This is a genomic window from Mesorhizobium sp. BR1-1-15, assembly GCF_020165475.1.
Taxonomy (GTDB): Bacteria; Pseudomonadota; Alphaproteobacteria; order Rhizobiales; family Rhizobiaceae; genus Mesorhizobium.
The window spans coordinates 168,725-183,789 of the sequence record NZ_JAIUIF010000011.1 but is presented as its reverse complement, the minus strand read 5'-3'; the positions used below and the strand labels follow the sequence as shown (position 1 = coordinate 183,789).

The window sequence follows — 15,065 nt, the reverse complement described above, 5'->3', positions numbered from 1 at the left end:
GCCTCATAGGCCCGCCGCGCCCAGACCGCTATCTCGTCGGGGTCGTCGAAGGCACTATCGGGAATGCTCCAATAGGGCATCGCCACCAGCTTGCCGTGCCGGGACCCGGTGTAGGTCCACTGCGTGCAGCCGGCGGCCTCGAAATCGGGCGCGCTTTGCTCGTCCGCTTTCAGCATCAATTCGCCGCGCAGCACGATGGCGACGATGACGCCGTCGGCATAGATGCCCTTGCCGCCGAACAGTTTCCGGATGCTGACCGGGCCCAGGCTCTGGAAGAGTTCTTCTATGCGTTCATTGTCCATGCGCGGATCATGTCACCGCGATTCGGCCTTGTCATCGGCGCAACCAAAACCATGCTGACAGATTGAAAGGGGATCGATCGGAGTTCCCGCCATGCCTGTCCTGCTCAAGGGGTCCTGCCGCTGCAATGCCGTTCGTTTCGAGGTGGAAAGCCACACGCCCGTGCCGTTCATGCTGTGCTACTGCTCGATCTGCCGCAAGCAGCAGGGCGGCGGCGGTTTTGCCATCAATCTCGGCGCCAACTACGAGACGATGACCATCCGCGGCAAGAGGAGCCTCGGCGTCTATCGGGCCGAGATCGAGGACGACGAACATCCGCATTGCGAGATCTCGACCGGAGAGCGCAATTTCTGCCGCAAATGCGGATCGGCGCTGTGGCTCTACGACCCGACCTGGCCGGAACTCGTCCATCCCTTCGCCTCGGCGATCGACAGCGACCTGCCGAAACCGCCGAGCAAGGTGCATCTGATGCTGAAATACAAGGCCAACTGGGTCGAGCCCGATGTCGGGCCGAGCGACAAGGTGTTCGACGTCTATCCCGAGGAATCGATCGCCGACTGGCATAAGCGGACCGGGACGTGGGTGGAGTGAGTGTCTTCGCTGCGTTCTAAGGGAGGTGAGGAGTGGTCTGCGCAGCAGGCGGGAAGCCAATTGCGCGGCTTTTCGAATGACGAACGCCGGCAGCGGGGCTATCGCTGCCCCTCATCCGGCCCTGGGGGACACCTTCTCCCCGTAAACGGGACGAAGGAAGGTCAGGCGGAGGCGCGTGCTTCTGCCAGCGCCTTGAGGTCGGCCGGCTTCAGTTCGACGGATTCGCCGCAGCCGCAGGCCGAGCTCTGGTTCGGGTTGCGGAAGGTGAAGCCGGTGCGCAGCGTCGTCTGCTCGAAATCCATCTCGGTGCCGAACAGGAAAAGTGCTGCTTCCGGCGCGACATAGACATGGGCGCCGTCGCGCTCGATGTGGTCGTCCTTGGTATTGGGTTCGGTCACCAGGTCAACCGTGTATTCCATGCCGGCGCAACCGCCCTTCTTGATGCCGAGGCGAATGCCATGCGCATTCTCACGCGTGGCAACGATCTCGCGCACCCGGTCGGCGGCCTTTTCGGTCATCGTGATGACGGCAAAGCGTCCCATCTTTTTCCTTCTCCATTCCATGCAGGTTCAAGGCCTGCCGAATGATTCCTCACCTAAAATGGTGAAGTTTTACCACTGGCGCAAGTGTGCCGGACTCGACGTCAGTACCAGCCCACCGCCACCTGCGCCTCTTCCGACATGCGATCGGGCGACCAGGGCGGGTCGAATGTCATGTTGACCTCGACGCCCGACACGCCTTCGACGGCGCCGACGGCGTTCTCAACCCAGCCCGGCATCTCGCCGGCCACCGGGCAGCCGGGCGCGGTCAGCGTCATGTCGATCTTGACTGAGCGGTCGTCCTCGATGTCGATCTTGTAGACGAGGCCAAGCTCGTAAATATCGGCCGGGATTTCCGGGTCGTAGACCGTCTTCAGCGCCGAAACGATGTCGTCGGTCAGCCGCGCCAGTTCGTCGGCGGGAATGGCGGACGCGGAAACCACCGCATTGGCGGCCGCGTCGGGAACAGCATCGGTGGCTGTGCTGGCATCTTCCATTATCGTCACCCGAAAAACTTGCGCGCTTTTTCCAACGCATCAGCCAAAGCATCGACTTCGGCTCGCGTATTATACATGCCGAACGACGCCCTGCATGTGGAGGTTACGCCGAAGCGTTTCAACAGGGGCTGGGCGCAATGGGTGCCCGCGCGCACAGCCACGCCTTGCCGGTCGATCACCATCGACACGTCATGGGCATGAATGCCTTGCAGCTCGAACGAGATGATGGCGCCCTTGCCGGGCGCGTCGCCGAAGATGCGCAGCGAGTTGATGGCGCGCAGCCGCTCGTGCGCATAGTCCTTCAAATCGGCCTCGTGCGCGGCGATGCGCTCGCGGCCGATCTTTTCCATGTAATCGAGCGCGGCGCCGAGCCCGATCGCCTGGACGATCGGCGGCGTACCGGCCTCGAAGCGGTGCGGCGGGTCGTTGTAGGTGACGATGTCTTCGGTCACCTCCTCGATCATCTCGCCGCCGCCCATGAACGGACGCATGCGCTGCAAGATGTCCTTCTTGCCATAGAGCACACCGATGCCGGAGGGACCGTAGACCTTGTGGCCGGTGAAGACGAAGAAATCGCAGTCGAGGTCCTGCACGTCGATGGGCATATGGACAGCGCTCTGGCTGCCGTCGACGAGCACGGGAATGCCGCGCGAATGCGCGATGCGCACGATCTCCTTGATCGGCGTCACCGTGCCCAGCGCGTTCGACATCTGCGTGATAGCGACCAGCTTTGTGCGGTCGGTCAGTCGCTTCTCGAATTCCTCGATGTGGAAGACGCCGAGATCGTCGACCGGCACCCAGACCAGTTTGGCGCCCTGCCGCTCGCGGATGAAATGCCATGGCACGATGTTGGAGTGGTGCTCCATGATCGACAGCACGATCTCGTCGCCCTCGCCGATATTGGGCATGCCATAGCCATAGGCGACCGTGTTGATCGCCGATGTCGTGTTCGAGGTGAAGACGATATTGTCGGTGCTCGGCGCATTGAGGAAGCGGCGAACCGTCTCCCGCGCCTTCTCATAGGCGTCGGTCGCTGCATTGGACAGGAAGTGCAGGCCGCGATGGACGTTGGCGTATTCCTGGGCATAGGCGTGCTGGACCGCGTCGAGCACCGCCTGCGGCTTCTGCGCCGAGGCGCCATTGTCGAGATAGACGAGAGGTTTGCCGTAGACTTCGCGTGACAGAATCGGGAAATCGCGGCGGATCGCCTCGACGTCGTAGGTTTCGACTTTCTGGTCCATCATAAGCTCTCTTGAGGCACCGCCTCATTCCGTGCAACGCCTCTCATCCGTCTCGGCGCTTCGCGCCGATCCACCTTCTCCCACAAGGGGAGAAGGTCAGGCGCTCTTCCTTCTCCCCTTGTGGGAGAAGGTGGCCGCGAAGCGGCCGGATCAGGGGTGTTCGCCGGAGCGAGCCCTATCCACTCATCCATGCGCCGCAAACCAGCCGTCGAGCCTGGTCTCCAGGGCCTCGACGATCACCTCGTCGTCCAGTTCCTCGATCACCTCGGCGATGAAGGCCTTCACCAGCAGACCACGGGCGCTCTTCTCGTCGATGCCGCGCGCCATCAGGTAAAACAGATGGTTGTGGTCGATCTCGGTGACGGTGGCGCCATGACCGCAGACCACGTCGTCGGCGAAGATTTCGAGTTCCGGCTTGGTCGAGAACTCGCCGTCGTCCGACAGAAGCAGCGTGTTGCAAGCCATTTTGGCGTTGGTCTTCTGCGCGTATTGATGGACGTTGATGCGGCCCTGGAAGACGCCACGGGCCTTGCCGGTCACGACATTGCGGATCACTTCCGTCGACGTGGTGTGCGGCACCGCATGATCGAGCACCATGGTGGTGTCCGTGTGGGCGTCGCCGGCCAGCAGGTTGATGCCGCGCAATTGGAAGTCAGCGCCCTCGCCCGTCGTCTTCACCACGACCTCCTGGCGCACGAGCTTGCCGCCGGCGTTCATCACGAACAGCGTCAGCTTCGCATTCTTGCCGATATGAGCCTTGAACTGCGCCAGATGCGTTGCCGTGTCCGGCTGCTCCTGGATGATCAGCCACGTCACCTCGGCGCCTTCGCCGAGCACGAGCTGGCTGACCGAGCTGACAAGGGCCGCGCCCTCGCCGGCCTGGCGTTCGACGATCACAGCCTTGGCGTCGGCGCCGGCGCGCACGGCCAGGCGTACATGCGTCTGGCCGCCGGCCTGCAGGTTTTGCAATTCGATCGGCTTTTCCACTTGGGTGCCATCGGCGATGTCGACGAAATAACCGTCGGCGACGAAAGCCGTGTTCAACGCCCCGATGGCATCGTCGCTGCCGTAGGGATCGAGCCCAGGCGCGATGCTGCCGTCGGTCAGTTTCTCCGACAGGCACTGGACGCTGACGCCTTCGATTGCGGGCGTTTTGGCGCTCGACACGCCGTTGAGAAGCGGCAACACGGTGGAACCTTCAACAACTGGCGCGATGGCTTTGGCCACGGCCGTCGGGTCGAAGTCCGGCACCGCATTCAGCAGCCGCCGCAGGTCGGTGTAGTGCCAGGATTCGATGCGCCGTGTCGGCAGTCCGTGCTTTACCGCCTCGATGGCGTCGTCGCGCTTCAACATCACCGCGCCGTCGCCTGGCAGCAGCGACAACCGTTCGCCGAAAGCGTCGATCAACGCTGTTTCGGCCGGTGTCCGCTGGGGTTGTGTGTGCATGTTCATCAGTCTTGCCTTGCCTTCTGGCATCTCACGCGGCTTCACCGATCACGCCGGCATAGCCATTGGCCTCGAGGTCGAGCGCCAGCGACTTGTCGCCGGACTTGATGACCTGGCCCTTGTAGAGCACGTGCACGGTGTCGGGCACGATGTGTTCGAGCAGCCGCTGATAGTGCGTGATGACGACAATGGCGCGCTCGGGCGAGCGCAACGCGTTGACGCCATCGGAAACGATCTTGAGCGCATCGATGTCGAGCCCGGAATCGGTCTCGTCAAGCACGCAGAGCTTTGGCTCCAAAAGCTTCATCTGCAGGATCTCGGCGCGCTTCTTCTCACCGCCGGAGAAGCCGACATTGAGCGGCCGCTTCAGCATGTTCATGTCCATGTTGAGCGAGCCGGCGGCTTCCTTCACCCGCTTCAGGAATTCGGGGATCTTCAGCGGCTCCTCGCCGCGCGCCTTGCGCTGCTCGTTCATGGCAACCTTCAGGAACTCCATAGTCGCCACGCCCGGTATCTCCATCGGATACTGGAAGGCCAGGAAAATCCCCGACGTCGCGCGCTCGGCCGGATCCATTTCGAGGATCGATTGGCCGTTGTAGAGGATATCGCCCTCGGTGACCTCGTAATCCTCGCGGCCGGCGAGGATGTAGGACAGCGTCGACTTGCCCGAGCCATTCGGCCCCATGATCGCGGCGACCTCGCCGGCTTTTACCGAAAGATTCAGGCCGCGGATGATTTCGGTGCCGTCATCGACGATGCGGGCATGCAGGTTCTTGATCTCAAGCATTCTTTTGTTTCCTGAATATCTGTCCGGTCAGCCGACCGAGCCCTCGAGCGAGATCCCGATCAGCTTCTGTGCCTCGACGGCAAATTCCATCGGCAGCTGCTGGATGACGTCCTTGACAAAGCCGTTGACGATCAGCGCGATCGCTTCCTCCTCCGGAATGCCGCGCTGCATGACATAGAATTTCTGGTCCTCGGAAATCTTCGATGTCGTCGCTTCGTGCTCGAACTGCGCGGTCGCGTTCTTGGCTTCCATGTAAGGCACCGTGTGGGCGCCGCACTGGTCGCCTATCAGCAGCGAGTCGCAATTGGTGAAGTTGCGCGCATTGGTCGCCTTGCGATGCGCCGAAACCTGGCCGCGATAAGTGTTCTGCGAAAAACCGGCGGCGATGCCCTTGGAGATGATGCGGCTCGACGTGTTCTTGCCGAGATGGATCATCTTGGTGCCGCTGTCGACCTGTTGGTAGCCGTTCGACACGGCGATCGAATAGAACTCGCCGCTGGAATCGTCGCCGCGCAGGATGCAGCTCGGGTATTTCCACGTGATCGCCGAGCCGGTCTCGACCTGCGTCCACGAGATCTTCGAGCGGTGGCCACGGCAATCGCCGCGTTTGGTAACGAAGTTATAGATGCCGCCCTTGCCCTCGGCGTCGCCGGGGTACCAGTTCTGCACCGTCGAATATTTGATCTCGGCATCGTCTAGCGCCACCAGTTCGACGACCGCCGCATGGAGCTGGTTCTCGTCGCGCTGCGGCGCCGTGCAGCCTTCGAGATAGGAGACGTAGGCCCCCTCCTCGGCGATGATCAGCGTGCGCTCGAACTGGCCGGTGTTCTTCTCGTTCATGCGGAAATAGGTCGACAATTCCATCGGGCAGCGAACGCCCTTGGGCACGAAGACAAACGAGCCGTCGGTGAAGACGGCCGAATTCAGCGTCGCATAAAAATTATCCGACGTCGGCACGACCGAGCCGAGATATTTCTTCACCAGTTCCGGATGCTCGCGGATGGCTTCCGAGATCGAGCAGAAGATGACGCCCGCCTGCGCCAGTTCCTTCTTGAACGTGGTGACGACGGATACCGAATCGAACACGGCGTCGACGGCGACGCGGCCGGACTTGTAGACATTGTCGCTGGCTTCCTCGAGCTCGGACGCATCGGTCTTCTGCACGCCGGCCAGGATCTCCTGCTCCTTCAGCGGAATGCCGAGTTTCTCGTAGACCTTCAAGATCTCCGGATCGACGTCGCTGAGCGAGCTCGGTCCGGGCGTGCTCTTCGGCGCCGCGTAGTAATAGATGTCCTGGAAATCGATCTTGGGATAGTTGACGCGCGCCCAGGTCGGCTCTTCCAGCGTCAGCCAGCGCCGATAGGCTTCCAGACGCCATTCCAGCATCCAGGACGGTTCGTCCTTCTTCGCCGAAATGAAACGGATGATGTCTTCGCTCAGGCCCTTGGGGGCCTTGTCGACAGCGATTTCGGTCTGGAACCCGTATTTGTATTGGTCGACGTCGATCTTTCGGACCCGATCGATCGTGTCCTGCACAGCAGGCATATGCGTTCTCCATCCACGCCGGGGTCAAGGCCCGACAGTTTTCAAACTATGGCACCGCCGGATGAGCACCCAAGGAGCACCCGCGGCGGCGTAAGTTTCATATAGTGCGCCTCGGCCGGAAATTCACCCGGCCAGCATCAAACGCACGGCTCTACCAGGCCGAAAGGCCCAAATTCGTCCAACCGCTACGCGGCCTTCTCCTTGCCCACCCGACGTGCGGCGATTTCTGCCAACGCCAGGCGGAACGCCTCGATGTCCTGCGCGCCGGTCGCCGCGCCGATCGACAAGCGCAACGCACCCGGACTGTCACCTTGACCCATGGCCTTCAGCACATGGCTCGGACCGACTTTACCCGACGAGCAGGCGGAACCCGCCGACAGCGCCACACCGGCCAGGTCGAAGGCGATCTGTACCGTTTCGGCCTTGGCGCCGGGAATAGCGAAGAATGTCGTGTTGGCAAGCCTCGGTGCGCCGGTTCCGAAGATTTCCACGTCCGGTATCAACATTTTAACGATGGCCTCGATCTCGTCGCGGCGCCGACGCAGGGCGTCGATGGCCTCCAATCCGATGAGAGCCTCCCGCGCCGCCGCGCCAAATCCCGCAATGCCGGGCAGGTTCTCGGTACCGCCGCGATGGCCCTTTTCCTGGCCACCGCCGTTGATGAGCGGCTTCGGCATCATCAGATCGGCAGCGGCGACGATGGCGCCGACGCCCTTGGGGCCGCCGATCTTGTGCGACGACAGTATCAGATAGTCGGCGTAACCCGCCGAAATGTCGATCGAAATGCGCCCTGCCGCCTGAACCGCGTCTACGACGAGGACACCGCCGACCGACTTTACGATTTCGGCGATACGATCGACCGGCTGGATGACGCCAGTCTCATTATTGGCGGCGTGGATTGCCACCAGCGGCAGGCCGGCGGCCTTATCGTGCGCGGCAAGCGCGTTTGCCATTGCTTCGAGGTCGACAATTCCATTGGCGTCGACGCCGATCCGCGTCACCTGCGAGGCCGGGAAGGACCCGCCGTTCAACAGGCAGGGGTGGTCGGCTTCGCAGACATAGAGATGGCTCATGCGGATGGTCCCGCGCCCCATCCGCCAATCGGGCGTCAGCAGCGTCGAGGCGGCTTCCGTGGCGCCTGACGTGAACACGACATGCCCAGCCTTGGCCTTCACCAATTCCGCCACATCACGCCTTGCAGTTTCGATCAGGCGACGCGCCGCACGCCCTTCGGCATGGACCGATGATGGGTTGGCGGCCACATCGAGCGCCGCGACCATAGCCTCGCGTGCCGCTGCAAGCAGGGGCGCACTGGCATTGTAGTCGAGATAGGCGCGCATTCCGGCCATTTTCTTCCAGTTGGTCCCGTCAGAAGCCATTCCACCGAGATATCGCGTTATTTCCTTGAAATTCCAAGGCAAGCCGTCCTATTTACGCGGCTTGCGGCGCGGGCAGCCGGACGATTGCGTTCCGGCCACCCAGTTTTGAACAATTCTAAACTAGCTTCTATGAAGACGCTCGCCCTGCGTCAAGGCCAGAGGAAGGTTCTCCGGGCGCCGCGCATTCTTATTACCCAAGTTGGAGTATTTCATGCCTGAGGTCATTTTCACCGGTCCGGCCGGCCGTCTGGAGGGTCGATACCAGCCCTCGAAGGAAAAGAGCGCGCCGATTGCCATTGTCTTGCATCCGCACCCGCAATTCGGCGGGACGATGAACAACAAAATCGTCTACGACCTCTTCTACATGTTCCAGAAGCGCGACTTCACCACGCTGCGCTTCAATTTCCGCGGCATCGGGCGCAGCCAGGGCGAATTCGATCACGGTACCGGCGAATTGTCGGATGCGGCCGCCGCACTCGACTGGGTGCAGTCGCTGCATCCGGATTCCAAGAGTTGCTGGGTTGCCGGCTATTCGTTCGGCTCGTGGATCGGCATGCAGCTTTTGATGCGCCGGCCCGAGATCGAAGGCTTCATCTCGGTCGCGCCGCAACCCAACACCTACGACTTTTCCTTCCTGGCTCCCTGCCCCTCCTCGGGCCTGATCATCCATGGCGACGCCGACAAGGTGGCGCCGCCGAAGGACGTGCAAGGCCTGGTCGACAAACTGCACACGCAAAAGGGCATCACCATCACGCAGAAGACATTGCCCGGCGCCAATCATTTCTTCGCCAACGATGCCGAACTGCTGATCGAGGAATGCGCGGATTATCTCGATCGCCGGCTGGCCGGCGAATTGTCGGATCCGCGCCCGAAGCGGCTGCGCTAAAGGACGGATGATCGCGATGTACCAGCCTCCTCATTTCCAGGAAACACGGCCGGAGGTGCTGCACGGGCTGATCCGGGCACATCCGCTCGGCCTCTTGGTTTCCAGCGGACCCGAAGGGCCGATCGCCGACGCCATTCCGTTCCTGATCGACGCCGATGTCGGGCCAAACGGCAGGCTGCGCGCACATCTGGCCAAAGCCAATCCGCAATGGCGGCTTATCGCCGACAATCCGGCCTCGACGGTGCTGATCGTCTTCCAGGGCACCGACGCCTATGTGACGCCGTCCTGGTACGAGACCAAGCGCGAGACCGGCAAGGTGGTGCCGACCTGGAACTATGCCATCGTGCAGGTGCGCGGCATCGCGAAGGTGATCGACGATCAGGACTGGCTGGCGCGGCAGATCGCCGACCTGACGGCTTCGCAGGAAGGCACGCGTGAGGCGCCATGGGCGGTAACGGATGCACCTGCCCCGTTCATCCAGTCGCAGATCAAGGGCATCATCGGGCTGGAGATCGAGATCGGCGAAATCCATGGCAAATGGAAGGTCAGCCAGAACCGTCCCGTCGCGGACCGCGCAGGCGTTGCGCACGGGCTTGAAAGCGAGACGGCCAATTCGTCCGACATGGTGAACCTGGTAAGGTCCTATGGCGGACTGAACGGCGACTAAATCCCAGGCTCGATGGATCAGACGGCCGTTCGGCTTGTTCGACCGATCAGCCGAAACGTCTGCTTGCGCACCGGCAATCCCGATCGTGTCGGGCTGAAGATGAAGCCGAGCCGGGCAAAGGCCAGTCCGCAAACCAGCGCGAAGGCAAAGCCAAGACCAAAGCCGGCGACGGTATCACTCGGATAATGCGCGCCGACGAAGACCCGCGTCGAGGCGATGCAGGCCGTGATCGGCAAGGCGATGTACCAGCGCCGCGGGAACAAAAGCAGCAGGATGCCGAACACGGCCCCCATGGTCGTGGCGTGACCGGACGGGAAACCGGCAAAGCGCGCATCGAAGGCGAAGGGACGCAGCGAGAGCACGCCGAGATCCTGAAAATAGAGCGGACGCGCCCGGCCGACCGCATATTTCAGGACATTGACCAGCAGGCCGGACAGACCGACGGCGCTCAGCGTAAGGAACGCCAGGCAGGTCCAGTTGTAGACGAGCATCAATGACCGCCGCGACAGGCTTCGCCAGTCCGTCAGATTGGCCCCTATGAGCAAGAGTGCCGGAGGGATGAGATACCAGCCGCCCAGGCCGAACTGCGTCAGGAACTCGGCAAGCCGGCCGAAGCCCGCCGACCACCGGCCGTGCAGCAGTCCCGCCGGGGTGTCGAGGCCGACGAATGCCGCTGCCGTCAGCAAAATCCAGGTTGAGATCCAGAGCGGCCATAGGATTCTGGGATACGAAGCGGAACGAGCGGCGAAGCGCCCTCTGACGATCCGCAGCGTGTCGCGGAAATTTCCAACGGACCGACGCACCACCGCAGCGGGCGCAATGGAAACGGAAGGGCGCGGTTTCACCAGCATTGAAAACTCGACCCCGTTGTCGAACTCATTGGGCGATACGGTAGAGGCCGAGCGACATTTTGTCTCCCGATGAAAAGTTGAGCCCGTCGATCGTCGTAAGACGGCTCGCCACCATGCCTTGCCCGGCCAGCAATCCATTGAGTTTCTGCTCATCCTGGACCGGCGCCAGTCCCAGCGCGCAGGCGGGGTCGGCAAGCAGATGCTTTGCCACGCCATCGATGTCGGTCAGCACCGTTTTCGTACCCACCAGGAACACAAGGCTCGGCTCGTGATACCGCGCCGATGCCAGCACCGAGGTGTCGCAAGGCTTGTTGGCGCGCACAGCCTCGTTGATCGCCGGGCTCAGCCATATCGGCTTCAAGGACGGGGCGATGACACCAAACAGCAACCCATAGGCGATGCCCGCGCAGGCCGCGACGGCGCCGATACGGGCAAGCGGCACTTGCAGCTGTCGCGAGAAGGCCAGGTAGCCGGCGCCGAGCGCTGATGCGGCCGCCGGAATGCTCCACCAGGAGAAAGTATGGGTGAGATAGATCGGGGCGCCCACGCAGACCGCGGCCAGGCCAAAGCTGACCACGACCAGGCCGAAGGCCGTCGACCACCACAACCATTGCTGCCAACGCCGGAGCGGCGCATTGGCTTCCTGCGGCTGCAATGTCAAAAGCCACCCGATCAGCAGCGCCATGCCGGGATAGGCCGGCAGCACGTAGTGCGGCAGCTTGGTCGGAATCAGTTCGAATACCAGCCAGAAGGGGATGTACCAGGCGAGGCAGAAGCGCAGCCTGACATCGTCGCGCAGCCGGTTGAGGGCTTGCAGGCCGGCGCCGACGGCGATCAGGCCGAACGGCCACATGAACAGCGAATAGGTCAACATGTAGAAGCCGGGCGGCAGGCCGTGCGATTCCTCGCCCTGGGCGACCTTGCCGAGCATGTCCTTGCCGACGGCTTGCTGGAGGAAGGCGCCGTGGCTTTTCCAGGTGATCAGGGCGAGCCAGGGCAACACGATCAGCACGACGAGCAGCAAGCCGCGTCCCGCCTTGAGCTTCGACAGCCAGCGCCCGTCGCGTTCGAATGCAAACAAGACAGCGATGGTGAGCGCCGACAGCAGTGGGGCGATCGGCCCCTTGATGAGGATGGCTGCCCCTTGCGCCAGCCAGAATATCCACCACAGATGGCCGGCGACGGGCTCGTTACGGCGCGATGCCAGGTAAATCTGCGCCAGTGCGCCCTGCGCCGCCACGCAGCAGGCCAGCAGCATCGCATCGGTCTTGGCGTCGCGGCCCTCGAAGGCGGTGGCGAAGATCGCCGCCATCACCAGGCCGGCGGCGATGCCGGCGCTCGCTCCGAAAAGCCGGGTGCCAGTCCAGGCGATGCCGAGAACGGCCAGGGCGATGCCCAGCATCGACACCAGGCGGTAGACCCATATTGGTGCGGCGGCGCCCTTGCCGCTCAGAGCCACGGCCGCGGATTGCAGCCAATAGATGCCGATCGGCTTCTGGTAGCGCGAAGCGTCCTGAAAGCGGATGTCGACATAATCGCCGCTCTCGACCATCTGCTTGGTGGCCTGGACGAAGCGCGGCTCGTCACGGTCCAGCGGCGGCATGGACGCAAGTCCCGACACCGTCATCACCAGGCTGAACAGGAAAAGAAGGATGTAGTTCCTGTTCAGCGCCATATTCCAGCCTCTCCGACCATTCTTCCCTGATGCGCAAAGCCGCTCAATCGACCTTCGTCATCGCCGCCTTGCGTTCATTGGCGATCAGCCAGAGATTTCTGATGTAGATGAACAAGCCCATGCCCTGGCCGGCGATGAACACCGGGTCCTGCCGCTTGATCGCATAAATCAGCAACAGACCTCCGCCGAACAGCGAGAAGAACCAGAAGGCGATCGGCACGACGCTTCGCTTGGCCTTTTCCGATGCGAGCCACTGCACGACGAAGCGCATAGTGAAAAAGAACTGGGCGACGAAGCCGAGCAGGATCCACGCGTTGAACTGTTCGATGAAGACCCGGTGGATCCAGGTCACCAGTTCCTGAAGCACGTTAACCATGCGTGATTTCCTCTACTTTTGGCATCCGGCGACGCCTGCGGCGCAGCCACCAGACGCCGCAGAGATCGAGCACGCCCTGCAGGCCACGGTCGAAAATTCCGTAGTTCGACTTGCCGTGGCGGCGGGAGCGGTCGACGACGTCGCAATGCACGACATGGTATCCTTCCTGGATGACCAGCGCCGGAACGAAACGATGGGTGCCGTCGAAGAACGGCAGCTTGCGCAGGATCTCGGTGTGGACCGCCTTCAGGCCGCAGCCTGTGTCGCGCGTCTCGTCATGCAGGATGGCGTTTCTCAGCCAGTTGGCGAACCGCGATGCCAGTTGCTTGACCTTGCTGTCGCGGCGCTTCAGGCGTTGCCCTTGCGCGGCGCCGTAGTCGGGCCCGGCCCGCCGCAAGGCGTCGACCAGCATGGGAATGTACTGAGGATCGTTCTGGCCATCGCCGTCGATCGTGGCGACGATGCTTCCGCGCGCCGCCCAGGCGCCGGAGCGTACCGAGAGGCTCTGGCCGGCGGATTTCTCGTGCCGCAATTCCCTGACTGGAAACGGGCGAAGTGCTGCCTGCCTGGCGAGAACGGCTGTGGTTTCGTCGGTCGAGCCGTCGTTGACGATGATCAGTTCGAAGTCGCGCCCGGTCATCGCCGCCTCGATCTCATCGATCAGCAGCGGCAGGTTTGCCGCCTCGTTCCTGCAAGGAATGACAATGGATATCAATGCGTCCGGCATGTCGCGTGGGGCTCTGTCGTCGGATATGGCATTGGGTGGATGCCGTGCGGTGCCGCTTGAGGTCGTGGGCTGCAAGGACCTTTTGGCGCGCGCCTCATTACGCCAGCACAAACAATGAAGCAAGCATCCGCGCCGAGAGGCGGCTTGCGGCGTTTCAACAACAAGTGATTGCCAAGCCCCTGGTCGAAGCGCGATCGGGCGCAAAACCGGAATCCACTTTTGCTGATCGCGCTTGGGTGCTAAACGCGCGCTTTCACATACGCCCGCGCCGGACGGGCGGACGCTTTCGGGAAAGAAAAGATGCCTGCCTTCAAATCCGATTTCCTGCGCACGATGAGCGAGCGCGGCTTCATCCACCAGACCTCGGATGATGCCGGGCTGGACGATCTCTTCGCCAAGGAGACGGTGACGGCCTATATCGGCTTCGACGCGACCGCCAAGAGCCTGCACGCCGGCTCGCTGATCCAGATCATGATGTTGCACTGGCTGCAGCAGACCGGCCATCGGCCGATCGCCCTGATGGGCGGCGGCACCTCGATGATCGGCGACCCTTCCTTCAAGGACGAGGCGCGCAAGCTTCTGACACCGCGCGACATCGATGACAATCTCGCCGGCATCCGCCGCAATTTCATGCCGTATCTCAAATTCGGCAGCGGCCCGAATGACGCGATCATGGTCAACAACGCCGACTGGCTGATGGAGATCAACTACGTCAATTTCCTGCGCGACGTCGGCCGTCACTTTTCGGTCAACCGCATGCTGGCGTTCGATTCCGTCAAGCTGCGGCTCGACCGCGAGCAGTCGTTGTCCTTCCTCGAATTCAACTACATGCTCCTGCAGGCCTACGACTTCGTCGAGCTCTACAAGCGCCTCGGCTGCCGTCTGCAGATGGGCGGCTCCGACCAGTGGGGCAACATCATCAACGGCATCGATCTCGGTCGCCGCATGGAGGACGCGCAGCTTTATGCGCTGACGACGCCGCTGCTCACCACCTCGTCGGGCGCCAAGATGGGCAAGTCCGCCACGGGCGCGGTCTGGCTCGATGCCGAGATGCTCTCGCCTTACGAATTCTGGCAGTATTGGCGCAACACCGAGGACGCCGATGTCGGCCGTTTCCTGAAGCTCTACACGACGCTGCCGTTGGACGAGGTGGCGCGCCTGGAGAAGCTCGGTGGGTCCGAGATCAACGAGGCGAAAAAGATCCTCGCCACGGAGATCACCGCGTTGCTCCATGGTCGCGGCGCCGCCGAACAGGCCAGCGAAACCGCACGCAAGACCTTCGAGGAAGGTGCCCTCGCCGAGACGCTGCCGAGCGTCGAGGTTGAAAACGCCAAGCTCGAAGCCGGCGTCGGCATCCTGGCGCTGCTGGTGACCGCCGGGCTGGCGGCGTCCAACGGCGAAGCGCGGCGGCATGTGCAAGGCGGTGCGGTGCGGCTCAACGACCAGCCGGTCAGCGATGACCGCCGCACGGTGACGCTTCAGGATTTGAGTCCGGAAAACGTCGTAAAGCTTTCACTCGGCAGGAAAAAACACATTCTGGTGCGGCCGGTTTGAGGCC

The 15,065-nt window shown here is 62.5% G+C and carries 16 protein-coding genes; 4 read left to right on the top strand and 12 right to left on the bottom strand.

The window, feature by feature from the left end; genetic code table 11:
* A partial coding sequence (locus LB541_RS19765) for a TfoX/Sxy family protein (RefSeq protein ID WP_224619389.1) occupies window positions 1-302 on the bottom strand: 302 nt, incomplete at its 3' end.
* A gap of 91 nt (window positions 303-393) precedes the next feature.
* Between LB541_RS19765 and LB541_RS19760 the strand changes: the two genes are divergently transcribed.
* Window positions 394-891: a GFA family protein gene (locus tag LB541_RS19760; protein WP_140493869.1), complete on the top strand. Its 498-nt coding sequence runs from the start codon at window positions 394-396 to the stop codon at window positions 889-891.
* 161 nt (window positions 892-1,052) lie between these two features.
* On the opposite strand, the gene sufA is transcribed toward LB541_RS19760, so the two are convergent.
* The 7 genes from sufA to LB541_RS19725 form a co-directional block, all read right to left on the bottom strand.
* The gene (sufA, locus tag LB541_RS19755) at window positions 1,053-1,433 is read right to left on the bottom strand and encodes a Fe-S cluster assembly scaffold SufA (RefSeq protein ID WP_006206001.1); all 381 of its coding nucleotides are present in this window, start codon (window positions 1,431-1,433) and stop codon (window positions 1,053-1,055) included.
* Between the two features lie 101 nt (window positions 1,434-1,534).
* Complete coding sequence (locus LB541_RS19750; RefSeq protein WP_140493873.1) at window positions 1,535-1,927, bottom strand: SUF system Fe-S cluster assembly protein; 393 nt, start codon at window positions 1,925-1,927, stop codon at window positions 1,535-1,537.
* Window positions 1,928-1,932: 5 nt separating this feature from the next.
* Window positions 1,933-3,168 carry a cysteine desulfurase gene (locus tag LB541_RS19745; RefSeq protein ID WP_140494998.1) on the bottom strand — a complete coding sequence of 412 codons (1,236 nt, stop codon included), beginning with the start codon at window positions 3,166-3,168 and terminating at the stop codon, window positions 1,933-1,935.
* 183 nt (window positions 3,169-3,351) lie between these two features.
* On the bottom strand, window positions 3,352-4,620 hold the full coding sequence (sufD, locus tag LB541_RS19740; protein WP_140515796.1) for a Fe-S cluster assembly protein SufD: 1,269 nt from the start codon (window positions 4,618-4,620) through the stop codon (window positions 3,352-3,354).
* A 25-nt stretch (window positions 4,621-4,645) separates the two neighbouring features.
* Window positions 4,646-5,401, bottom strand: coding sequence for a Fe-S cluster assembly ATPase SufC (gene sufC / locus LB541_RS19735; protein ID WP_140624752.1), 756 nt, complete (start codon window positions 5,399-5,401; stop codon window positions 4,646-4,648).
* A gap of 27 nt (window positions 5,402-5,428) precedes the next feature.
* Window positions 5,429-6,946, bottom strand: coding sequence for a Fe-S cluster assembly protein SufB (sufB, locus tag LB541_RS19730; RefSeq protein ID WP_140493879.1), 1,518 nt, complete (start codon window positions 6,944-6,946; stop codon window positions 5,429-5,431).
* A gap of 185 nt (window positions 6,947-7,131) precedes the next feature.
* Complete coding sequence (locus LB541_RS19725; RefSeq protein WP_224619402.1) at window positions 7,132-8,295, bottom strand: cysteine desulfurase family protein; 1,164 nt, start codon at window positions 8,293-8,295, stop codon at window positions 7,132-7,134.
* Window positions 8,296-8,536: 241 nt separating this feature from the next.
* On the opposite strand from LB541_RS19725, the gene LB541_RS19720 reads away from it, so the two are divergent.
* Together LB541_RS19720 and LB541_RS19715 are read left to right on the top strand one after the other, a co-directional pair.
* Entirely contained in the window at window positions 8,537-9,211 is a 675-nt protein-coding gene (locus tag LB541_RS19720) for an alpha/beta hydrolase (RefSeq protein WP_140493883.1), read from the top strand.
* Between the two features lie 16 nt (window positions 9,212-9,227).
* The gene (locus LB541_RS19715; protein ID WP_224619387.1) at window positions 9,228-9,878 is read left to right on the top strand and encodes an FMN-binding negative transcriptional regulator; all 651 of its coding nucleotides are present in this window, start codon (window positions 9,228-9,230) and stop codon (window positions 9,876-9,878) included.
* Window positions 9,879-9,895: 17 nt separating this feature from the next.
* On the opposite strand, the gene LB541_RS19710 is transcribed toward LB541_RS19715, so the two are convergent.
* The 4 genes from LB541_RS19710 to LB541_RS19695 all read right to left on the bottom strand — a co-directional run bounded on the left by LB541_RS19710 (window position 9,896) and on the right by LB541_RS19695 (window position 13,507).
* Window positions 9,896-10,564: a phosphatase PAP2 family protein gene (locus tag LB541_RS19710; protein ID WP_224619385.1), complete on the bottom strand. Its 669-nt coding sequence runs from the start codon at window positions 10,562-10,564 to the stop codon at window positions 9,896-9,898.
* Window positions 10,565-10,754: 190 nt separating this feature from the next.
* Window positions 10,755-12,404 (bottom strand): ArnT family glycosyltransferase, encoded by a 1,650-nt coding sequence (locus tag LB541_RS19705; RefSeq protein ID WP_224619382.1) that lies wholly within the window; start codon window positions 12,402-12,404, stop codon window positions 10,755-10,757.
* Window positions 12,405-12,447: 43 nt separating this feature from the next.
* Window positions 12,448-12,780 (bottom strand): lipid-A-disaccharide synthase N-terminal domain-containing protein, encoded by a 333-nt coding sequence (locus LB541_RS19700; RefSeq protein WP_140493889.1) that lies wholly within the window; start codon window positions 12,778-12,780, stop codon window positions 12,448-12,450.
* Window positions 12,773-13,507, bottom strand: a complete 735-nt coding sequence (locus tag LB541_RS19695; RefSeq protein ID WP_224619379.1) for a glycosyltransferase family 2 protein — start codon at window positions 13,505-13,507, stop codon at window positions 12,773-12,775. The genes LB541_RS19700 and LB541_RS19695 overlap by 8 nt, the downstream gene beginning before the upstream one ends.
* A gap of 300 nt (window positions 13,508-13,807) precedes the next feature.
* Here LB541_RS19695 and tyrS point away from each other — a divergent pair, with 300 nt between their 5' ends.
* Window positions 13,808-15,061: a tyrosine--tRNA ligase gene (gene tyrS, locus LB541_RS19690; protein ID WP_224619377.1), complete on the top strand. Its 1,254-nt coding sequence runs from the start codon at window positions 13,808-13,810 to the stop codon at window positions 15,059-15,061.
* The last annotated feature ends 4 nt before the right edge of the window (window positions 15,062-15,065 follow it).